General features: G+C 72.0%; 15 protein-coding genes and 1 pseudogene. 9 read left to right on the top strand and 7 right to left on the bottom strand.

What is annotated here, in order from left to right:
• Positions 1-63: 63 nt before the first annotated feature.
• On the top strand, positions 64-3,774 hold the full coding sequence (locus tag ACGFH9_RS19640) for a S8 family serine peptidase (protein WP_393221147.1): 3,711 nt from the start codon (positions 64-66) through the stop codon (positions 3,772-3,774).
• Between the two features lie 58 nt (positions 3,775-3,832).
• Here ACGFH9_RS19640 and ACGFH9_RS19645 read toward each other — a convergent pair whose 3' ends face one another.
• Genes ACGFH9_RS19645 through ACGFH9_RS19665 form a run of 5 tightly spaced genes read right to left on the bottom strand, consistent with a single transcriptional unit; the run spans position 3,833 to position 9,392 of the window.
• Positions 3,833-4,390, bottom strand: a complete 558-nt coding sequence (locus ACGFH9_RS19645) for a GNAT family N-acetyltransferase (protein WP_393221150.1) — start codon at positions 4,388-4,390, stop codon at positions 3,833-3,835.
• The gene (locus ACGFH9_RS19650; RefSeq protein WP_393221153.1) at positions 4,380-6,434 is read right to left on the bottom strand and encodes a penicillin acylase family protein; all 2,055 of its coding nucleotides are present in this window, start codon (positions 6,432-6,434) and stop codon (positions 4,380-4,382) included. The genes ACGFH9_RS19645 and ACGFH9_RS19650 overlap by 11 nt, the downstream gene beginning before the upstream one ends.
• A complete protein-coding gene (locus ACGFH9_RS19655) occupies positions 6,431-7,234 on the bottom strand; it encodes an ABC transporter ATP-binding protein (protein WP_393221157.1) in 804 nt (267 codons plus the stop codon). Before ACGFH9_RS19655 ends, ACGFH9_RS19650 begins: the two co-directional genes overlap by 4 nt.
• 23 nt (positions 7,235-7,257) lie before the next feature.
• Positions 7,258-8,289: a FecCD family ABC transporter permease gene (locus tag ACGFH9_RS19660; protein WP_393221160.1), complete on the bottom strand. Its 1,032-nt coding sequence runs from the start codon at positions 8,287-8,289 to the stop codon at positions 7,258-7,260.
• Complete coding sequence (locus tag ACGFH9_RS19665; RefSeq protein ID WP_393221163.1) at positions 8,286-9,392, bottom strand: FecCD family ABC transporter permease; 1,107 nt, start codon at positions 9,390-9,392, stop codon at positions 8,286-8,288. The genes ACGFH9_RS19660 and ACGFH9_RS19665 overlap by 4 nt, the downstream gene beginning before the upstream one ends.
• A 73-nt stretch (positions 9,393-9,465) precedes the next feature.
• On the opposite strand from ACGFH9_RS19665, the gene ACGFH9_RS19670 reads away from it, so the two are divergent.
• The 6 genes from ACGFH9_RS19670 (at position 9,466) to ACGFH9_RS19695 (ending at position 16,761) form a co-directional block, all read left to right on the top strand.
• The gene (locus ACGFH9_RS19670) at positions 9,466-10,500 is read left to right on the top strand and encodes an ABC transporter substrate-binding protein (protein ID WP_393221165.1); all 1,035 of its coding nucleotides are present in this window, start codon (positions 9,466-9,468) and stop codon (positions 10,498-10,500) included.
• 4 nt (positions 10,501-10,504) lie between these two features.
• Complete coding sequence (locus ACGFH9_RS19675; protein WP_393221168.1) at positions 10,505-11,362, top strand: siderophore-interacting protein; 858 nt, start codon at positions 10,505-10,507, stop codon at positions 11,360-11,362.
• Positions 11,363-11,457: 95 nt separating this feature from the next.
• Entirely contained in the window at positions 11,458-13,026 is a 1,569-nt protein-coding gene (locus ACGFH9_RS19680; protein ID WP_393221171.1) for a pyridoxal phosphate-dependent decarboxylase family protein, read from the top strand.
• Positions 13,027-13,052: 26 nt separating this feature from the next.
• Positions 13,053-14,330 (top strand): lysine N(6)-hydroxylase/L-ornithine N(5)-oxygenase family protein, encoded by a 1,278-nt coding sequence (locus tag ACGFH9_RS19685; protein WP_393221174.1) that lies wholly within the window; start codon positions 13,053-13,055, stop codon positions 14,328-14,330.
• Entirely contained in the window at positions 14,327-14,920 is a 594-nt protein-coding gene (locus tag ACGFH9_RS19690; RefSeq protein ID WP_393221176.1) for a GNAT family N-acetyltransferase, read from the top strand. The genes ACGFH9_RS19685 and ACGFH9_RS19690 overlap by 4 nt, the downstream gene beginning before the upstream one ends.
• A gap of 101 nt (positions 14,921-15,021) precedes the next feature.
• Positions 15,022-16,761, top strand: a complete 1,740-nt coding sequence (locus ACGFH9_RS19695) for an IucA/IucC family protein (protein WP_393221298.1) — start codon at positions 15,022-15,024, stop codon at positions 16,759-16,761.
• Positions 16,762-16,821: 60 nt separating this feature from the next.
• Here the strand turns inward: ACGFH9_RS19695 and ACGFH9_RS19700 are convergent.
• Positions 16,822-17,766 (bottom strand): annotated as a pseudogene (locus ACGFH9_RS19700) (LD-carboxypeptidase); the annotation flags it as partial.
• A gap of 288 nt (positions 17,767-18,054) precedes the next feature.
• Here ACGFH9_RS19700 and ACGFH9_RS19705 point away from each other — a divergent pair.
• Complete coding sequence (locus ACGFH9_RS19705; protein WP_393221179.1) at positions 18,055-20,388, top strand: beta-L-arabinofuranosidase domain-containing protein; 2,334 nt, start codon at positions 18,055-18,057, stop codon at positions 20,386-20,388.
• A 130-nt stretch (positions 20,389-20,518) separates the two neighbouring features.
• On the opposite strand, the gene ACGFH9_RS19710 is transcribed toward ACGFH9_RS19705, so the two are convergent.
• Positions 20,519-20,983: a MarR family winged helix-turn-helix transcriptional regulator gene (locus ACGFH9_RS19710; RefSeq protein ID WP_393221182.1), complete on the bottom strand. Its 465-nt coding sequence runs from the start codon at positions 20,981-20,983 to the stop codon at positions 20,519-20,521.
• Between the two features lie 138 nt (positions 20,984-21,121).
• Here ACGFH9_RS19710 and ACGFH9_RS19715 point away from each other — a divergent pair, with 138 nt between their 5' ends.
• Entirely contained in the window at positions 21,122-21,682 is a 561-nt protein-coding gene (locus tag ACGFH9_RS19715) for an NAD(P)H-dependent oxidoreductase (protein ID WP_355246621.1), read from the top strand.
• Positions 21,683-21,744 lie beyond the last annotated feature (62 nt).

Below are 21,744 nucleotides of genomic sequence, written 5' to 3' on the forward strand. Positions count from 1 at the left end.
ACGAGGGGTGCTTGTTACGCCGATGCTGTGCTGCGTACCGCTCCTCGACACAATGAGGTCATCGTGGCTCTGTCTCCCAGGCGCCGCCGATCCGGGTTGATCGCCCTCGGCACCGCCCTCGCTCTGACCGCCGGGTTCACCCCGCCCGGCACGGGGGCGTCCGCCGCCCCGCCCGGCAACCCATCGCAGCCGGCCGGCCATCCGCCGGCCGCCCCGGGTCGGGCGTCGACCGTCACCCTGATCACCGGCGACCTCGTCACCATCACCACCGCAGCCGACGGCAGCACCGTCTCGACCGTCCGCCGCCCGGACGGCAGCACACCGACGTTCCACCGCACCGTGCTCGACGGCGACACCTACGTCTACCCGGACGCCGCGCTGCCGTACGTCAGCAGCGGCCTGTTGGACAAGAGGCTGTTCAACGTCACCGACCTCGTCGCCGACGGGTACGACGACGCGCACACGGACGCGCTGCCGCTGATCGTCACCCTCACCGACGCCGCCGCCCGGGCCCGCACCCGCCCCACTGTGGACGGCGCGAAGCTGGTCCGGCCGTTGGACAGCGTGGGGGGCGCGGCACTCAGCCGCCCGCGTGACAGCGCCGACCGGTTCTGGGGTGCGCTGACCGCCGGCACCGCCCGCCGTACCGGCGACACTCCGACCCTCACCGGCGGCATCGCCAAGGTCTGGCTGGACGGCCGGGTGCACGGCGACCTCGCCGAGTCCACCGCGCAGATCGGCGCGCCGAAGCTGTGGGCCGAGGGCAACACCGCCGCCGGCGTCGACGTCGCCGTGCTCGACACGGGAGCGGACGCCGAGCACCCGGACCTGGCCGGCCAGATCGCCGAGTCCACCAGCTTCGTGCCGGACGAGCCCGACATCCTCGACTACCAGGGACACGGCACGCACACCGCCTCGACGATCGCCGGCACCGGCGCCGCGTCCGGCGGCGTCGAGCGGGGTGTCGCCCCCGGCGCGCGGCTGCACGTCGGCAAGGTGCTCAACAGCGAGGGCGGCGGACAGGACTCCTGGATCATCGCCGGCATGGAGTGGGCGGCCCGGGAGCAGAAGGCCCGGATCATCAGCATGAGCCTGGGCGGTGAGGCCACCGATGGCAGCGACCCGATGAGTCAGGCCGTCGACCGGCTCAGCGCCGAGACGGGCGCACTCTTCGTGATCGCTGGCGGCAACAGTGGCCCGGCGAGCATCGCCAGCCCCGGCGCGGCGAACTCCGCGCTCACCGTGGGCGCCGTCGATTCCACCGACCACCTCGCGGAATTCTCCAGCCAGGGCCCGCGCTCCGGCGACGGTGGGCTCAAGCCTGAGATCACCGCACCCGGCGTGGACATCCTGGCCGCCCGCTCCCACTACGTGCGTGGCTCCGGCGACTACACCCTGATGAGCGGCACGTCGATGGCGACACCGCACGTGGCCGGCACAGCGGCGCTGGTCGCCGCCGCGCACCCCGACTGGACCGGTCAGCGCATCAAGGAGGCGCTGGTCAGCACCGTCAAGGCCACGCCGAGCTATACCCCGTACCAGGCCGGTGCCGGTCGGGTGGACGCGGTCGCCGCCGTACACGCCACGGTCTTCGCCACCCCGAGCGCCTACTCCGGCTTCCAGGGCTGGCCGCAGCAGCCAGGCAGGACAGTCGACCGGACGGTGACCTACACCAACGTGGCCGGCGCGCCGGCCACCCTGAGGCTGTCCCTCGACGCGCCGAGCGCCCCGGCCGGCCTCTTCGCGCTGTCCGCCGACACGGTCACCGTGCCCGCGAACGGCACGGCCACCGTCACCCTCACCGCCGCGTACGACAAGCTGCCGGTCGAGAAGCAGGTCAGTGGCACGATCGTCGCCACCGACGACGCGGGCACGGTGCGCGGTCGCACCCTGATCGGGGCGGCCAAGGAGGGTCAGCGGCAGAATCTGACGCTCGTCGCGAAGGACCGGGACGGCAAGCCGCTCACCGGCCAGGTCATCCTCAGCGCCGACGGCCTGTTCACCGCCGTGGACCTGCCCGCGAGCGGCACCGCGACACTGCGGCTGCCGGTGGCGAGCTGGTCCGGTTGGATCTCCGCCGCGGTGCGCGGCGTGCACGGGCCGCGCTCGAAGGGCATGGCCATGCTCAGCTTCGTCGACGTCGACCTGAACGCCGACCGCACCGTCGTCCTGGACGCGCGCAAGGCCCGCCAGGTGCGGGCCGAGGTGCCGCAGGAGGCCGCCGCCACGTCGTTGCGGATGGACATCCACCGCTCCACCGCCGGCAGCCTCACCGAGAGTCAGGTGCTGCCCGACGACTCGTACGACAGCCTGTGGGCGCTGCCGACGAGCCGCAAGGTCACCGACGGCGAGTTCGATTTCGGCGCCCGGTGGCGGCTGGAACAGCCGGCGCTGACGGTGTCGGCCGGCGGCCGGTCGTACGACGATCTGCTGGTCAAGCGCGCGACCCCGGCGTTGCCGGAGGGTCGTCGTCAGCTCGACGCGGTCTACGTCGCCGACGCGTCGGCGGCCGGGCTGGCCAAGCGGCCGGTCCGGGACCGTGCGGTGGTGGTCCGGCGTAGCGACACGGTGGACATCGCCACCCAGGCGCAGGCCGCCGCGGCGGCCGGGGCCAAGCTGCTGCTGGTGGTCAACGACGGCGTCGGGCGACTCCAGCCGTGGGACGAGGCGCCGTGGAGCCCGGAGAGCCCGGCCCCGGTGACCGTGGCGACCCTCAGCGCCGACGAGGGCGACCAGCTCGTCGCGGCGCTGGAGCGCGGTCCGGTACGGCTGAGCGTCGAATCGCACCCGGAGACCACCTACCTGTACGACGTGGCGCACCACTGGTCGGGCGCGGTCCCGGCCGACCCCACCTACCGGCCGACGAAGCGTCAGCTGGCCCGGGTGGACGTGGAGTTCCGCAACTACCGGCAGGGCAAGGCGCTGGAGTTCCGCACCGACATCTGGCGGGGTTGGGCGTCCAGCAACCAGGAACCCGTCCCGGCGCAGGGCCGGCGCACCGACTGGGTGAGCGCCGACCAGCGGTGGGTCGACGACGCGTACATCGCCGGGGAGACCGGCCAGCACCTGATGGCGGTGGCCACCTACCCGGCGGACCGGTCGAGCCGGGTCGAGTGGTTCGGGCCGATCCAGCGCCCTCGAATGGGCGGGAGTTACGTACCCGTGCGGTACCTGGACACGCTCTACCTGCCCGCGCCCGGCTGGGGTGACGGGGGTGGGCACATCGGTGAGGCGTACGCCAACTTCGACATGGTCAACCGGACCACCCTCTACCAGGGCGACAGGGAGCTGAACTGGGGCAACGCCGAGCACCTCCAGGTGGGTGGCCTGCCCGCGCAGCGGCTGCCGTACCGGCTGGTGGTGGAGAACGACCGGGCGGCCTGGACCAACCCGTACTCCCGGCAGACCCGCACCGAGTGGGGCTTCAGCTCGGCGGCCACCGGGGAGGAGTCGGCGGAGGTGCTGCCGATGATCCAGCTCGACTACCAGGTGGCCATCGACCGTGACGGTACGGCGAAGCGGCGGACGCCGCTCACCGTGGTCGCCTCCCAGCTGCCCGGTGTCTCGGGCACGGTGGGCCCGGTGACCGTCGAGGTCTCGTACGACGACGGCACGACCTGGCACCGGCAGCAGCTGAGCCGGCACGGCGACGAATGGCGTACCTCGCTGGACGCCCCGACGAAGGCCCGTTTCGTGAGCCTGCGGACGACCGCGCGCGACGCGGCCGGCAACACCGTGAGCCAGAGCATCACGAGGGCGTTCGGTCTGCGCTAGGGGAACGACCGGCCGCCGGTCGAGGTGCGCGCGCCCCTCGACCGGCTGCCGGCACGGTTCAGTTGGGCCTCTCCGGGCGGTCCAGGAAGTGCAGCCGCGCACGCTTGTCCGGCAGCTCGACCACCGGGCCGGTCCGGAACCCGCTGCGCCGCAGCCGGCGGAGCATCGGGTCGTTGCGCACGTCCGGCTCCATCACGACGCGCCGCCGCCCCGGGTCGGTGAAGACGAACTCCAGGACCGCCCCGAACAACGCGCCGGTGAATCCCGGCTCGGCGGTGACCGTGGGCCCGACGAGCAGGTGGACGCCGACGTCGCCGGGGCGCACCTCGTAGCAGCCGCCGACCGGATCGGCCCCGGGCTCGTACGTCTGCGTCAGCGCCACCGGCACACCGTCGCGGTGCACCAGGTACGCGTGGTGGGTGGTCAACGAGTCCAGGTACGCGTAGATCTCGTGCACCCGCTCGCGGCTGGCGTCGCGCATTCCCCAGAACCGGGCCCGGTCCATCGTGACCCAGCCGTGCAGCAGGTCGGCGTCCTCGTCGGGGCGTACCGGCCGGATGGTGACCACCCCGAACCCGGGGACGTCGCGCCGATGGTGCTGTCCGTCAGTGCTCATCCCGCTCCTCGGTGAGGCGGTCCCAGTCCGTGGTCACCGGCAGCAGCTCACCGGTCAGCCACGCGGACTGCTGGTCGTCGTGGTGCTCGTCGCCGGGCACCCCACTGGCACCCAACGGGACCACCCACCGGCTGTCCTGCCGCCGGGCCAGGTCCCAGACGAAACGCGCGGCCGGCCCTCGGAAGCATCCGTGGGTGACCCCGGGAACGCTCGACGTGGCCAGCACGCAGTCGTGGTCGCCGTCGAGCCGTGGGCCGGGGGTGGCGTCCGGGTCGGGTAGGGCCCGCCACGCCGCCAGCCGGTGCAGGTCACCCCAGCGCATCGTGCGGTCCGCCGTGCCGGCGACCTCCTCGGCCGCCGCGCGTACCACCGCCGCCGTGTCGACGCCGGGCAGCGGGGCCGCGCCGAGCAGGTGCTCCAGTGCGTGGCCGACCCGCGGGGTCAGCGCCAACCAGGGCGCGAACACCTCGGGGTACGCGGGCGGCTCGGCCAGCGCCGCCAGGGCCGGGTGTGTGGCGATCCGGCGTACGACGGCGGCCCGCAGGAGGGCGAAGTCGGCGGCGTCGGTGCTGTCCGCGTCCATCCGCCGGTTCCAGCGCAGCAGCCGGTCCCGGAGCGCGGTGGCGGCCGGACCGAGCCCGGCAGCCCTGTCGAGCACCGCCAGCAGCGCGTCCGCCGAGCCGAGGTACGTGTCGGTGTGGATCGTGGCCATGTCCCGGACCGTGAAGTTCCGGCCGGCGTCGAGCAGTTCGGCGATCCGGCGAGCGCGGTGCGGCGGTGCGAACTCGACGCCGAGCGGTGCCGCCAGGGCGCGCTCGTTGGCCATCACCGCCTGGTCGGTCACCTCGGCGCGGGGCGTCGGCGCGTACCAGCCACGCCAGGCGTACGCGGCCTCCCAGGCGGGGACCGGACGCAGGCCGTTGTCCGGGTGCCGCAGCGGCACCGCGCCGGCGACCCGGTGCAGCAGGCCGCCGGCGGTGTCCGCCGCCTGCACCACGTTCACGGGTTCCACCCAGCGCCGCAGTGCCCCGTCCACATCGGACACCGTGCGGGCCCGCAGCAGCTCCGGTAACGCCGCGAAGCCCAACTCGCCACCGACCCGGGGCGGGTAGCGCAGGCTCAGTGCGGTGTCGTCGTCCGGCCCGCCGGCGATCACCGGCCCCCGTTCGGTCTCCACCACCTCGACCGGGACCGGGTCCGCGCCGGCCACCTCGATCGTCTCGACGTGGACGGACGCCTCCCGCCAGCCGTCCGGGCCGAGGGCCAGGACACCGGCGTCGTGCCGGCGCAGCCGCTCGACGTAGAGATCCTGGTAGTCGGCCATCGCGTTGGTGATCGCCCACGCCACCGCCCCGGTGTGGCCGAAGTGCGCGATGCCCGGCACGCCCGGCACCGCCAGCCCCACCACGTCGTACTCCGGGCAGGCCAGCCGGATCTGCTGGTAGACGCCCGGGTCCTCGAGGAACCGGTGCGGGTCGCCGGCGAGCAGCGCGGCCCCGCTGGCGGTGCGCGAACCGGCGAGCAGCCACCCGTTGCTGCCGGCGACGGCCGGTCCGTCGGTGGCGAAGACCTCGGCCGCCGCCGGACCGAGGCGCTGCGCGACGTGCTCACGCCAGAGCTTGCTCGGGAACCCCGCGAAGAGGATGTGGTGCCCCAGCCACACGGCGAGCGGCGTCCACGGCTCCCACCGGCCCGGGGTCAACCCGGTGGCGGCGAACTCCGGCGCACGGGCCGCGCCGGCGGCGAGACCGGCGTTGACCCCGGCCACGTACGCGCCCACCCACTCGGCGGTCGCCGGGTCGAGGTTGGCGTGACAGCGGCGGGCGGTGTCGTCCAGCCGCACCTGCCGGGCGAAGCGGTCCCAACCGAGCGCGTCGACGCCGAGGAAGGCCGCGCTGGTGCCCTGCGACCGGTGCCGCTCCACCTCGATCTGCCACGCCCGGTCGTACGCGGTCACCCGGCCCTGCGCCGTCGCGAGGGCGAGCGGGTCGTCCGCGCGTACGTGCGGCACGCCCCACGGGTCGCGGAACAGCCGCGTCGTCATGCGGGCTCGGTCGCTCGCCGGCGGGCGGCCGGGACGACGAGCGGAGTGCCGGTCTCCGGGTCGTCGATCACTCGGCAGGGCAGCCCGAACACCTCGGCGACCAGGTCGGCGGTCACCACGTCGCGCGGGTCGCCGGCGGCCACCACCCGACCGTCGCGCATGGCGATGAGATGGGTGGCGTACCGGGCGGCGTGGTTGAGGTCGTGCAGCACCGCGACCAGCGTGCGGCCCTGCTCCTCGTGCAGCCGGGCGCACAGGTCCAGGATCTCGATCTGGTGGGCGATGTCGAGGTACGTGGTCGGCTCGTCGAGCAGCAGCAGCGGTGTCTGCTGGGCCAGCGCCATCGCGATCCAGACGCGCTGCCGCTGGCCGCCGGACAGCTCGTCCACCGGCCGGTCGGCGAGGTCGGCGACCCCGGTGGCGGCCATCGACTCGTCGACGATCCGCTCGTCCTCGCGCGACCACTGCCGCAGCAGACCCTGGTGGGGGTAGCGACCCCGGGCGACCAGCTCGGCGACGCCGATCCCGTCCGGCGCGATCGACGTCTGCGGCAGCAGGCCGAGGGTGCGGGCGACCTTGCGGGCGGGCTGGTCATGGATGTCCCGGCCGTCCAGCAGCACCGCTCCGGCGCTCGGGCGCAGCATCCGCGACAGCGCGCGCAGGAGCGTCGACTTGCCGCACGCGTTCGGACCGATGATCACTGTGAACGAGCGGTCGGGCACCGCCACGGTCAGGTCCTCGGAGATGGTGCGCCGGTCGTAGGCGAGGGTCAGCGCGGTGCCGCCGAGGCGGGAGGTCATGGGTGCTCCTTGTCCAGGGGTGTTCACAGCCGGCCCGCCCGGCGTTCGACGGCCAGCAGCCAGACCAGGTAGCCGCCGCCGAGCACGCCGGTCACCACGCCGACCGGGAGTTGATGCCCGGTGAACGCGCGCTGGGCCACCAGGTCGGCGCAGACCAGCAGCGCCGCGCCGACCGCCATCGAGGGCAGCAGGTTCGGCCCGGGCGCGCGGGTCAGCCGCTTGGCGACGTGCGGCGCGACGAGCGCGACGAACGACACGGGACCGGCCGCCGCCGCCGCGAACGACACCAGCAGCACCGCCGCGGCGAGCAGCACCAGGCGCATCCCGCGTACCGGCACACCGAGCGCGCTCGCCGTGTCGTCGCCCAGCTCCATCATCCGCAGCGCCGGGGCGCAGCCGACGAGCACCAGCGGCGTCAGCACGGCGGTGACGGCCAGCAGCGGCCCGGCGTTGGCCCAGCCCCGCCCGTCCAGGCTGCCGGTGAGCCACAGCACCGCCCGGGCGGCGTCCATCAGCGGGGCCCGGGTCAGCAGGTAGCCGTTGACGCCGGTGAGGATCGCGGCGACGCCGATGCCGACCAGGACGAGCCGGTAGCCGTGCACGCCGCGACGCCACGCGAGCGCGTAGATCACCAGGCCGGTGCCGAGCCCGCCGACGACCGCCGCGCCGGCCAGGGCCAGGCTGCCGCCGCCCAGGACGACCACCACCAGCGCGCCGGTCGACGCGCCCTGGGTGAAGCCGAGGATGTCCGGGCTGCCCAGCGGGTTGCGGACCAGCGACTGGAACAGCGTGCCGCCCAGCGCCAGCGCCGCGCCGACCAGCAGGGCCGTGACCAACCGCGGCAGGCGCAGCTCGGTCACGATGAACTGCTCCGCCACGCTCCCGCCGCCGGTCAGGGTGCGCAGCACGTCGGTCGGGCCCATCGGGTAGTCGCCGCTGCCCATCGCGACCAGGGAGAGCCCGGCGGCGAGCAGCGTCGCGCCGACACCGACGGCCAGGGCCCGGGGGCGGAACCGCACCGACAACCCGCCGGGGGTACGGATGACCGCGCTCACGGGTGAGCCACCCGTGAACGGCTGACCAACCAGAGGAACAGCGGACCGCCCAGCACGGCGGTGACCATGCCGACCTGGAGTTCACCCGGGCGGCCGAGCACCCGGCCCAGCACGTCGGCGCCGAGCAGCAGGACCGGCGCGAGCACCGCGCAGTACGGCAGCAGCCAGCGCAGGTCGGGCCCGGTGAGCGCGCGTACCAGATGCGGCACGAGAAGACCGACGAAGACGATGGGACCACAGGCGGCGGTCGCCGCGCCGCAGAGCAGGGTGACCGCGACGATCACGGCGGCCCGGATCACGGCCGGGCGGGCACCCAGGGCCCGGGCCGCGTCGTCGCCGAGCGCGAGGGCGTTCAGCGGACGGGCCGCGCCGAGGGCGACCAGCAGGCCGACCAGGATGAACGGCGTCACCCGGGCCACCGTCGCGGCGTCGGCGCTGGCCAGCGAGCCGATCGTCCAGAACCGCAACCGGTCCAGCGAGGCGGTGTCCAGCAGCATGACCGCGCTGACGAACGAGTAGAGGGTGGCGTTGAGCGCCGCGCCGGCCAGCGCGAGGCGGGCCGGGGTGGCGCCCCGTCCGCCGCCCACGGCGTAGACCAGCGCGGTGACCAGGGCCGCGCCGAGCAGCGCGAACCAGACGTACCCGCCGATGGCCGTGACGCCCAGGAAGGCGGCGGCGGTGGCCACGGCGGCGGACGCCCCGGCGTTGATGCCGAGCAGGCCGGGGTCGGCGAGGGGATTGCGGGTGAGGGCCTGCATCACGGCGCCGGCCACGCCGAGGGCCGTGCCGGCGAGCAGCCCGAGCAGGGTGCGGGGCAGGCGCATCCGGTGCACCACGGCGTACTCGGTGGCGTCGCGGTGCAGCAGCCCGGACCAGACGTCGGCGAGCGGCAACGACTTCGCGCCCACCGCGATGCTGAGCACCAGGATGACGCCGAGCAGCGCCACGGCGGCGAGCAGTCCGGCGGCGCGGGCCGCATGGCGTCGCTTCGGAACGGGTGCCGTCGGCGCGTCGGGTACCGAGGGTGCTGGTGCGGTGACGGTGGGTGTGGCGTCCAGTGTGGGCTCCGGGAGTGTGGCGACACGGCGAACCGCTGTTGACAATGACCGAGGTTAGGCTAACCTAACCCCGCTGTCCCGGTCGACCCCGGCCTTCCCTTGATCGAAAGACGACACCATGCCCGATGCTCTGCCCGTCCGTCGCCTCTCCCGTCGTGGCCTGCTGGCCGCTGGCGGCGCCGCCACGCTGGCCGCGCTGCTCGCCGGCTGCGGCAAGGACGATGCCGCCAAACCTGCTGGTGGCGAAAAGTCTGGCGGCCCCTGGTCGTTCACCGACGACCGCACCAAGAAGGTCGAGTCGGCGGCCCGTCCGACGCGCGTGGTGGCCTTCACCGGCGTGGCGGCAGCCCTGGTCGATTTCGGTCTCGACAAGCAGCTCGTCGGCGTGTTCGGCGAGACCAAGCGCGCCGACGGCACGAAGGACCCGCAGGCCGGCGACCTGAACGTCGAGACCGTCGAGATCCTCGGCAACACCTGGGGCGAGTTCAGCCTGGAGAAGTACGCGGCCCTGCGTCCCGAGCTGCTGGTCACGCACATGTACGACCCGGACGCCTTGTGGTACGTGCCGGACGAGAGCAAGGACAAGATCCTGCCGCTCGCGCCCAGCGTGGCGATCACCACCGCCCGCGTGCCGATGACCAAGCCGATCGAGCGGTACGCCGCGCTGGCGGAGTCGCTCGGGGCCGACCTGTCGGCCAAGAAGGTCACCGACGCGAAGACCCGCTTCGACGCCGCCTCCGACGCCGTCCGCCAGGCCGTCAAGGCCAACCCGGGCATCAGGGTGATGGCCTGCTCCGGCAGCCCCGACCTGTTCTACGTCTCCAATCCCAAGGTCAGCACCGATCTCATGTACTTCGCCGAGCTGGGTGTCGACATCGTGGTGCCGACCAAGCTGGAGGCCGGCGACTACTTCGAGGCGCTGAGCTGGGAGAACGCCGGCAAGTTCCCCGCCGACCTGATCCTGCTGGACAACCGCAGCACCGCCCTGCAACCCAAGGACCTCACCGCCAAGCCGACCTGGACGCAGCTGCCCGCCGTGCGGGCCAACCAGGTGACCCCGTGGGACGCGGTGCCCCGCTTCTCGTACGCCGGTGCCGCGCCACTGCTGGAGAACCTCGCCACCGCCATCCGGAACGCGAAGAAGGTCGGCTGACACCATGAGCACGAGCACCGTCGAACCCGTCGCCCTGCAGTACCGCTTCTTCGCCGCGCACGTCGTGCGGGCCCGTCAGGTCGGCGCCTCGCTGATCCGGGTCACCTTCGGCGGCGCGGAGCTTGTCGACTTCGCCGGCGGCGGCCGGGACCAGAGCGTCTCGCTGTTCCTGCCGCACCCGGGTCAGGACGCCCCGGTCGTGCCGGTCGAGCGCGGCGAGGACTGGTTCGGCGCCTGGCGGGCCCTGCCGCCGCATGTCCGCGCGGTCATGCGCTCGTACACCATCAGGGAACACCGCCCGGCTGCCGGCGAGGTGGACATCGACTTCGTCGGCCACGGCGGCACCGGTCCCGCCTCGCGGTGGGCCAGCCTGGCGGTGTCCGGTGACCAGGTGCTGCTGCTCGGCCCGGCGGTGTACGACAACCGCAGCGTCTGCTTCCGCCCGCCGGACGACACCGACCTCGTGGTGCTGGCCGCCGACGAGACGGCGCTGCCGGCCACCGCCGGAATCCTTGCCTGGCTGCCCGCCGGCACCCGGGTCCGCGCCTGGATCGAGGTCCCGGACGCCGCCGACATCACCGAGCTGCCCACCGACGCCGACGCCGAGATCCGCTGGATCGTGCGCGGCAGCACCGCCCCCGGCAGCGATCTGCTGGTCAGTGCGCTGCGCGCCGCTCGGCTTCCCGCCGCCACGCCGTACGCCTGGATCGCCGGCGAGTCCGGTGTGGTGCGGTCGCTGCGCCGGCACCTGGTCGGGGAGCGCGGTTTCGACCGTCGGCGGGTGACCTTCGCCGGCTACTGGCGGCGCGGGCTCTCCGAGGAGGACCTGCGCGCCGAGGCGCTGGCCGGCGCCACCGCCTGACCGGCGACACCACCCAACGCAGCACGGCCCCCGGCGCGCGGACGCGCCGGGGGAGGGTTCCGGCTGCCCATCGTCACAACGTGGAAGGACATCCCGTGACTGTGCCGACGTACCCCGGCGAGACCGACAGGCCCTCGCCGACCGGAGCGCAGGCCGCTCCACCACCGACCGGAGCGTCGGCCGCCGCGCGGGCGCACCTGCTGCACGACGGTTCCGTCGAGCAGTACCGGCGGGTCATCGCCGACGGCATCGACCGGGTCGCCCGCCGGGTGGCCACGGTGGACCGGCCCGCGACGGGCGTCACCCCGGCCGAGCTGGCTCCGCTCGTCGACGGCGTCGACCTGGACCGGCCCCTGGGCGACGCCGGCGCGGCCCTGGACGAGCTGGAGAGCGTCTACCTGCGCGACGCGGTCTGGTTCCACCACCCCCGCTACCTGGCGCACCTCAACTGCCCGGTGGTCATCCCGGCGCTGCTCGGCGAAGCGGTGCTCAGCGCCGTGAACTCCTCCCTGGACACCTGGGACCAGAGCGCCGGCGCGACCCTCATCGAGCGTCGGCTGATCGACTGGACCGCCGACCGGATCGGCCTCGGCCCGGACGCCGACGGCGTGTTCACCAGCGGAGGCAGCCAGTCCAACCTCCAGGCGCTGCTGCTGGCGCGGGAGGAGGCGTGCGCCGAGGCAACCCCGGCGGCGCGTCCGGAGCTGCTGCCCCGGTTGCGTGTGCTCACCTCCGTCGCCGGGCACTTCAGCGTCCAGAAGTCCGCCAAGCTCCTCGGTCTCGCCCCGGACGCGGTGATCGCGGTGCCCGCCGACGCGCGGCGGCGCATCCAGCCCGCCGCCGTCCGCGAGGAGATCGCCCGGTGCCGGGCGGCCGGACTGGTTCCGATGGCCGTCGTCGGCACCGCCGGCACCACCGACTTCGGTTCCATCGACCCGCTGGCCGAGTTGGCCGAGGTCTGCGCGGAGACCGGCGTCTGGCTGCACGTCGACGCCGCGTACGGCTGCGGGCTGCTCGTCTCGCCGACGCGCCGGCACCTGCTCGACGGCATCGGGCGGGCCGACTCGGTGACCGTCGACTACCACAAGTCGTTCTTCCAGCCGGTCAGCGCCAGCGCGCTGCTGGTCCGCGACCGGCGGACGCTGCGGCACGCCACCTACCACGCCGACTACCTCAACCCGGCGCGGATGGTGGAGCAGCAGATCCCCAACCAGGTCGACAAGAGCCTGCAGACGACCCGCCGTTTCGACGCGCTCAAGCTGTGGCTGACGCTGCGGGTGATGGGCCCGGACGCGCTCGGCGTGCTCTTCGACGAGGTGGTCGACCGGGCGGCGGACGCCTGGCAGCTCGTCAGCGAGGACCCACGCTTCGAGGTGGTGACCCGGTCGCAGTTGAGCACCGTGGTCTTCCGCTACCTGCCCACCGGTCCGGGCCGCGACCTGGCCGACGCCGCGAACCTGCACGCCCGGGAGGCGCTGGCCGCGTCCGGCCTCGCCGTGGTCGCCGGCACTCGCGTGGACGGCCGGCACTTCCTCAAGTTCACCCTGCTCAACCCCGCCACGACCGTCGACGACATCGGCTACGTGCTCGAACTGATCGCCGGCCACGCCGGGCGGTACGTGCGGGACACCATCGCGGCCGACCTGACCTGTCCCGTCGGCTGACCCCGAACCCGCGCCTGGAGAACAAGATGTCCACCCACGACTTCGTCGCCATCGGGCTCGGCCCGTACAACCTGGGCCTGGCCTGTCTCACCGCGCCGATCGACGAGCTGGACGGGGTGTTCCTGGAGGCTCGGGCCAGCCTCGCCTGGCACCCCGGCATGCTGCTGGAGTCGGCCCGGTTGCAGACCCCGTTCATCGCCGACCTGGTCAGCCTCGCCGACCCCACGTCGCCGTACTCGTTCCTCAACTACCTCAAGGAGATCGGCCGGCTCTACCCGTTCTACATCCGGGAGAGCTTCTACCCGCTGCGCAGTGAGTACGACGCGTACTGCCGGTGGGCGGCGGCGAAGCTGCCGAACGTGCGCTTCGGCCAGACGGTGACCACCGTGGAGTACGACAGCGCCGACGAGCGGTACGTGGTGCGGGCCACCACCGGCGGGTCCGAGACCGTCGAGTACCGGGGCCGGCACCTGGTGCTCGGCACCGGCACGCCGCCGCACCTGCCGGCCGCCGTCGCCGGGCTGCCCGGGGACGCCGTGCACAACTCGCGCTACCTGGAGCACCGGGACGCGCTGCGGGCCAAGCGCAGCATCACCGTCGTGGGCAGCGGGCAGAGCGCCGCCGAGATCTACCACGACCTGCTCGGCGACATCGACAGGTACGGCTACCAGCTCAACTGGGTCACCCGCTCGCCCCGGTTCTTCCCGCTGGAATACACCAAGCTGACGCTGGAAATGACCTCACCGGACTACGTGGACTACTTCCACGCGCTACCGGAGGAGACCCGCTACCGGCTGGAATCCGAGCAGAAGGGCCTGTTCAAGGGGATCAACGCCGACCTGATCAACGACATCTTCGACCTGCTCTACGCGCACAGCGTCCACGGCCCGGTGAACACCCGGCTGATCACCAACACCGAACTGGTCAACGCCGCGCACCGCGACGGCGAGTACACGCTCGGGTTGCGACACGTCGAGCAGGAGCGGGACTTCACCCTGCGCACCGAGGGTCTGGTCCTGGCCACCGGTTACCACTACCGGGTGCCGACGTTCCTCGAACCGGTCCGCGACCGCATCCGCTGGGACGCGCACGGCCGCTTCGACGTGGCCCGAAACTACAGCATCGACCACGACGGGCGCGGCATCTTCCTGCAGAACGCGGGCACCCACACGCACAGCATCACCTCGCCCGACCTGGGCATGGGCGCGTACCGCAACTCCTGGATCATCCGCGAACTGCTCGGCCGGGAGCACTACCCGATCGAGAAGAGCATCACCTTCCAGGAGTTCGGAGTGGTCTCGTGAGCGTCGTCTTCACCCGCGTCGACGACGGGCTCGGTGAGTTCGCCCTGCGTACCCTCGATCCGGAGGCCGACGCCGCGCTCCTGCGCCGCTGGGTGACCCACCCGAGGTCGGCGTTCTGGCTGATGCAGGACGCCGACGAGGCGCAGGTCGTCGAGGAGTACCGGCGCATCGCCGCGCACCCGCACCACGACGCGTACCTCGGTCTGTGGCGGGGGAGCCCGGCCTTCCTGGCCGAGCGCTACGACCCGGCCCACGTCGAACTGGTCGGCCTCTACGACCACCAGCCCGGTGACGTCGGCATGCACTTCCTCTGCGCGCCCGCGGGCACTCCCGTGCACGGCTTCACCCGCGCGGTGATCCGTACCGTCATGGCGTGGCTCTTCGCCGACCCGGCCACCGCGCGCGTGATGGTCGAGCCGGACGTGCGCAACACCGCCGTGCACGCGCTGAACGCCGTTGTCGGCTTCGAGGTCGTCGGCCCGGTCACCAAGCGGGAGAAGGAGGCGCTGCTCAGCGCCTGCACCCGCGCCCAGTTCCTGGCCGCCACCGAGCCGGCCGCCGCCACCGCAGAAGAAGGAGCCCTGGCGTGACCACCACCGCCGTCCCCACCTCGCCGACCGTCGCCGGCCCGGCCATCCCGGGCGACCCCGTCGCGCACCTCACCCCGCAGCGCTGGGTGCGGGCCAACCGGATGCTGGTCCGCAAGGCGCTCGCCGAGTTCACCCACGAGCGGCTGCTCACCCCGGTGCCCGTGCCGGGCCACGACGACCGCCAGTGGTACGAGGTCCGCAGCGACGACGGCACCGTCACCTACCGGTTCGCCGCCCGGGTGCTCGCCCTGGCCCACTGGCAGATCGACGCCGACAGCATCACCCGACACCGCGACGGCACGTCGGTGCCACCCGACGCGGTGGACCTGATCGTCGAGCTGCGCGACACCCTCGGGCTGTCCGCGCGGGTGCTCTCGGTCTACCTGGAGGAGATCACCTCCACCCTAGCCGGTACGGCGTACAAGCTGTCCCAGGGTGCGCCGAGCGCCGCCGACCTGGCCGGGGCCGACTTCCAGACCATCGAGACATCCATGACCGAGGGCCACCCCTGCTTCGTGGCCAACAACGGCCGGCTCGGCTTCGGCGTCGACGAGTACCACCGCTACGCCCCGGAGACCGCCACTCCGGTACGTCTGGAGTGGCTGGCCGCGCACCGTGACCACTCGACGTTCAGCAGCGCCGCCGACCTCGACTACGACACCCTCGTCGAGAGCGAGCTGGACGCCGAGACCCGAGCCCGGTTCGCCGCCACGATGGCCGACCTCGGCCTCGACCTCGCCGACTACCACCTCATCCCGGCGCACCCGTGGCAGTGGTGGAACAAGCTGGCCGTCACGTTCGCAGGGGAGTTGGCCGAGCGCCGGCTGGTGCACCTCGGCCCCGGTCCCGACTCGTACCTGGCGCAGCAGTCCATCCGTACCTTCTTCAACGTCACCGAGCCCGGCCGGCACTACGTCAAGACCGCGCTGTCGGTGCTGAACATGGGCTTCATGCGCGGGCTGTCGGCCGCGTACATGGCCGCCACCCCGGCCATCAACGACTGGCTGGCCGATCTGATCGCCGGCGACGAGGTGTTGACCGGCACGGGCCTGACCGTCATCCGGGAGCGGGCCGCGGTCGGTTACCGACACCGGCAGTACGAGGCGGCCACCGAGCGGACCTCCCCGTACCGCAAGATGCTCGCCGCGCTGTGGCGGGAGAGCCCGGTGCCGAATCTGGCCCCGGGGGAGCGACTGTCCACGATGGCCGCGCTGCTGCACGTCGACGACGACGGCGGCTCGCTGGCGGCGGCGCTGATCGACCGATCGGGCCTCGCGCCCGAGGTGTGGCTGCGCCGCTACCTGGACGCCTACCTGACTCCGCTGCTGCACAGCTTCTACGCCCACGACCTGGCCTTCATGCCGCACGGCGAGAACGTCATCCTGGTCCTCGACGAGCACCACACCGTCCAGCGGGTGATCTTCAAGGACATCGCCGAGGAGATCGCGGTGTTGAGCGCCGACGTCGAGTTGCCGGCCGAGGTGGAGCGCGTCCGCGTGGACGTGCCCGACGACACCAAGCTGCTGACGATCTTCACCGACGTGGTCGACTGCTTCCTGCGCCACCTCAACGCCGTCCTCGTCGAGGCCGGGGTGCTCACCGAGGCTGCCTTCTGGGGCACTGTCGCGGTCTGCTCCGCTGACTATTTCGAGCGGGTGCCGCACCTCGCCGAGCGCGTACGCCACTACGACCTGTTCGCCCCCGAGTTCGCGCTGTCCTGCCTCAACCGCCTTCAGCTCCGCGACAACCAGCAGATGATCGACCTGGCCGACCCGTCGGCGGCTCTGCAGTTCGTCGGCACCATCACGAATCCGCTCGCCGCGTACGCCCCGGCCCGCTGAAGCGGCGGATGTACGCGTGCCCGCGCGGTGGACGCCGCCGCGCGGGCCTCGCCGGCCCTCCCGGTAGTCGGCGCAGATCCGGCGCTGCACGCCGTCGACGGTTACCGGGCCGCCGTGCGGGAGGATCCACTGCGGCCTGGTGTGGCCGAACGGAACGCCGACGCAGACGACCGCCTCGGGGTTGTAGCGGTGCACCGCGTCGACGGCGGCCAGGAGACCGCGTTCACCCAGCGCGCGGATGATCCAGCCGACCTCGCGCGCCGGCAGGAGCTCCTCCGACGTCTCGATGATCAGCACGCCGCCGTGCAGGATCTCCGGCCCGAACGGGAAACGTCCCGCCGTGAGGATCCACTGGAGGACCTCCAGGCAGCCACCCCAGGTGGGACCGGTGACCGCGCGGCGCGGGCCGTGCCAACTCCACGGCTCGGTCGGCTCGCGTTCCCCGTACGACTGCAACGCCCGCGGGTCGGCCCAGTCGACCCCGATGTCCTCGGACTCTCCGGGGTCGGTGATCTCCAACCGCTCGCCGGTGAGCAGCGCGGCCCGCAACGACCGGGCGTGGATGTCGTCCACGGCGGGGCCGGGGCCGAGGTGCACCTGGGACGACCCGCCGTAGAAGCTCGCGATGCCGAGCCCCCAGAGCCACTGGTGCAGGTTGGTGTTGTCGCTGGTGCCCAGGAACGGCTTCGGGTCGGCGCGGGCCAGGTCGGCGTCCAGATCGGGGATGACCGTGATCTGGTCCTCGCCGCCGATGACGGCGAGGATGGCGCGTACCCGGGGGTCGGCGAAGGCCGCGTTGATGTCCGCCGCGCGCGCCTGCGCGGTCGCGCCGACCGTGCGGGTGGTGGGGTACTCGACCGGGACGAGGCCGGTCACGTCGGCGAGCCGCCGCATGGCCTGCTCGTGGATCTCGGGAAAGGCGCCGGCCGCGGCGAAGGACGGCGACAGGACCGCGATCCGGTCGCCGGGACGCGCCTTCGGGGGACGAACAAGATCGTGCTTCATCCCGGGATTCCACCAGCGACACCCGTCGGCGCGCACCCCGTTTCGGGGGCCGGTGTTATCGATAACACGAGGCGACCAGCCATCCCACCCTCTCCTCGTCGCACCTGATCTCCCTGATCAGAACAGGTGCACAGCGAGCTGTAATAGTTAGAACCTTGAATTCGTGCGCCATCGAGCCGTAACATGCCGAACACGGATGTGAACGCTAACGTTCGGACCCCTGCATCCTGCCGAGCCCGTCCCGCCCGGTTGTCGTCCCATCGCCGGTAGCGCTCATTTGGAGGTCCCATGTCGTCCCTGCCCCTCAGCCGACGCCGCGTGTTGCAGGCCGCCGGCGCCACCGCCGTGCTCTCCGCGACCGGCGCCACGACGCTCGGCGCGGGTCCCGCCGCCGCCGCGGTGGTGCCGCCAGCGCGGGCGGACATCGGCGTCGCCGCCTACGCCTTCGACCCCGGTCAGGTGCGACTGACCAGCGGCCGTTGGTTCGACAACCAGAACCGTACGTTGAACTACCTGCGCTTCGTCGACGTCGACCGCATGCTCTACAACTTCCGCGCCAACCACCGGCTGTCCACGAACGGCGCCGCCACCAACGGCGGGTGGGACGCGCCGAACTTCCCGTTCCGCACCCACATGCAGGGGCACTTCCTCACCGCGTGGGCGCACGCGTACGCCGTGCTGGGCGACACCACCTGCCGGGACAAGGCGAACTACATGGTCGCCGAGATGGCCAAGTGCCAGGCGAACAACGGCGCGGCCGGCTTCTCGGCCGGCTATCTGTCCGGCTTCCCGGAGTCGGACTTCGCCGCGCTCGAGGCGCGGACGCTGTCCAACGGCAACGTGCCCTACTACTGCATCCACAAGACGCTCGCCGGCCTGCTGGACGTGTGGCGTTACACCGGGAACACCCAGGCCCGTACGGTGCTGCTGGCCCTCGCCGGCTGGGTCGACACCCGCACGTCCCGGCTCAGCTCCAGCCAGATGCAGTCGATGCTGGGCACCGAGTTCGGCGGCATGAACGACGTGCTGACGGACATCTACCAGATGACCGGCGACAGCCGTTGGCTCACGACGGCCCAGCGGTTCGACCACGCCGCGGTGTTCAACCCCCTGGCCAACAACCAGGACCAGCTCAACGGTCTGCACGCCAACACGCAGGTGCCCAAGTGGATCGGCGCCGCCCGCGAGTTCAAGGCGACGGGGACCACCCGCTACCGGGACATCGCCAGCAACGCGTGGAACATCACCGTGGGCGCGCACTCCTACGTGATCGGCGGCAACAGCCAGGCCGAGCACTTCCGGGCGCCCAACGCGATCGCCGGGTACCTGAGCAACGACACCTGCGAGCAGTGCAACACCTACAACATGCTCAAGCTGACCCGCGAGCTGTGGCTGCTCGACCCGAACCGGGTCGACTACTTCGACTTCTACGAGCGCGCGATGATCAACCACCTGATCGGCGCGCAGAACCCGGCCGACAGTCGCGGTCACATCACCTACTTCACCCCGCTCAAGCCCGGCGGACGGCGGGGCGTGGGCCCGGCGTGGGGCGGCGGCACCTGGAGCACCGACTACAACTCGTTCTGGTGCTGCCAGGGCACCGGCCTGGAGATCAACACGAAGTTGATGGACTCGGTCTACTTCTACAACGGCACGACCCTGACGGTGAACCTCTTCGTGCCGTCGGAGCTGAACTGGTCGCAGCGCGGCATCACGGTCACCCAGAGCACCACGTACCCCGTGAGCGACACCACCACCCTCACGCTCTCCGGCACGATGAGTGGCTCGTGGAGCATCCGGGTGCGCATCCCGGCGTGGACGAGCGGCGCGACCATCAGCGTCAACGGTGTGGCGGAGTCCGTCACCACGACACCGGGCAGCTACGCCACCATCACCCGCACCTGGGCCGCCGGCGACACCGTCACCGTTCGACTGCCGATGCGGGTGGTCATGCGGGCCGCGAACGACAATCCCAGCGTCGCCGCCGCCACGTACGGCCCGAGTGTGCTCTGCGGCAACTACGGCAACACGACGCTCAACGCGTTGCCGTCCCTCGTGGTCTCGTCGGTCGCGCGGACGAGCACCAGCTCGCTCGCGTTCACCGCCACCGCGAACGGTTCCACCGTCAACCTCGCGCCGTTCCAGGACGCCCACGGCTACAACTACACGGTCTACTGGAACACCAGCGGTAGCAGCGGTGGAGGCAGCTACCGGCTGGTCAACGTCGGCAGCGGGATGGTCCTGGGCATCCAGAACATGTCGACCGCCGACGGTGGGCTGGCTCTGCAGTGGGACGACAGCGGCACCGCCGACCACAACTGGGTCATGATCACCGACGGCAACGCCGTCCGGTTCCGCAACGTCAACAGCGGCAAGGTCCTCGGTGTGGAGAACATGTCCACGGCCGACAACGCCCGCGTCCTGCAGTGGTCGGACAACGGCACCGCCGACCACCGGTGGACCCTCGTCGACAACGGCGACGGCACCTACAAGATCCGCAACGTCAACAGCGGCAAGCTGCTCGGCATCCTGAACAACTCGACCGCTCGGGGCGCGCAGGCCGTGCAGGACCCGGACAACGGCAGCGCGGACAACCGCTGGCGGTTGGTGGCTAACGCCTAGACGGCGGGACTGGCCCACCCTGCCACCATGTCGAGGAGCGGTATACCTCAGCGGAATATACATATTCCGCTGAGGTATACCGCTCACCACCGCGTCCGCCCCCGAACGAGGTGACCGACGGTGACCGCGCTCAGTCGGCTGCTCCCGCGCGCCGGAACGCGCGGGCCAGCTCGGTCAGGTCGAGGCCCTCGAAGTGGCGCAGGAACCGCCGACGTACGGCCGCCAGGTGGCTGGGCCAGGACTCCTGAAGGCGGGTGAAGCCCGCGTCGGTGAGCACCGCGTTCCAGCCGCGGGCGTCCTCCTCGCACCGTTCCCGCTTGACCAGCCCCTGGCTCTCCAGCCGGATGATCGTCCGGGTCATGCCGCTCAGCGAGAGATAGCAGGCCGTGGCGAGTTCGTGCATCCGCATCCGCCGGTCCGGGGCCTCGGAGAGGTTCATCAGGGCGGTGTATTCGGTCAACGGCAGCTGGCGATCGCCGACCATGTCGGCGTCGATCGTGCGTGGCACCACGTACATCACCTGGCCCAGGGCGCGGACCAGCGCCTCCTCGTCGGGTTCGAGGGGTAGCAGAGCCTCGGGGCGGGGATCGGGCATCTTGCAAGCATAGTTGCTTGATTGAGCAATTGCTTACTCAGCGTGTGAGCACGGTTATGGGAAGCCCATTTGCTTGACGAAGCAAGGAGGGGCTAGCGTTCCCGCGTCAGGTTCGGACAACAACCGAAAGGCGCAGCCATGACCAGGATCGGGATCATCCTCGGAAGCACCCGCCCGGGGCGCAACGGCGAAGCCGTCGCCCGCTGGGTCCACGAAATCGCCCAGCAGCGCACCGACGCGCAGTTCGAGCTGATCGACCTGCTCGACTACAAGCTGCCGCACCTCGACGAGGCGATGCCGCCGGCGATGGGCCAGTACAGCCAGCCGCACACGCAGCGCTGGGCCGAGACCATCGCGTCGTTTGACGGTTTCGTGATGGTGACGCCGGAGTACAACCACTCGACCTCGGGCGTCCTGAAGAACGCCATCGACTTCCTCTACAACGAGTGGAACAACAAGGCCGTCGGGTTCGTCAGCTACGGCTCCCTCGGTGGCGCCCGCGCCGTGGAGCACCTGCGCCTGATCGCCGGTGAGCTGCAGATGGCCGACGTGCGCTCGCAGGTCGCGCTCTCGCTCTACACCGACTTCGAGAACTTCAGCACCTTCAAGCCCGGCGACCAGCACCTGCAGGCGCTGACCACCACCCTCGACCAGGTCGTGGCCTGGAGCGCCGCTCTCGCGCCGCTGCGCCAGGGCTGACCCTTCTCGGTACGCCTCGAGACGGCCGCGGGACTCGCTCCCGCGGCCGTCGGCGTACCCAC

It is taken from the genome of Micromonospora sp. NPDC049102, assembly GCF_043197485.1.
GTDB lineage: Bacteria > Actinomycetota > Actinomycetes > Mycobacteriales > Micromonosporaceae > Micromonospora.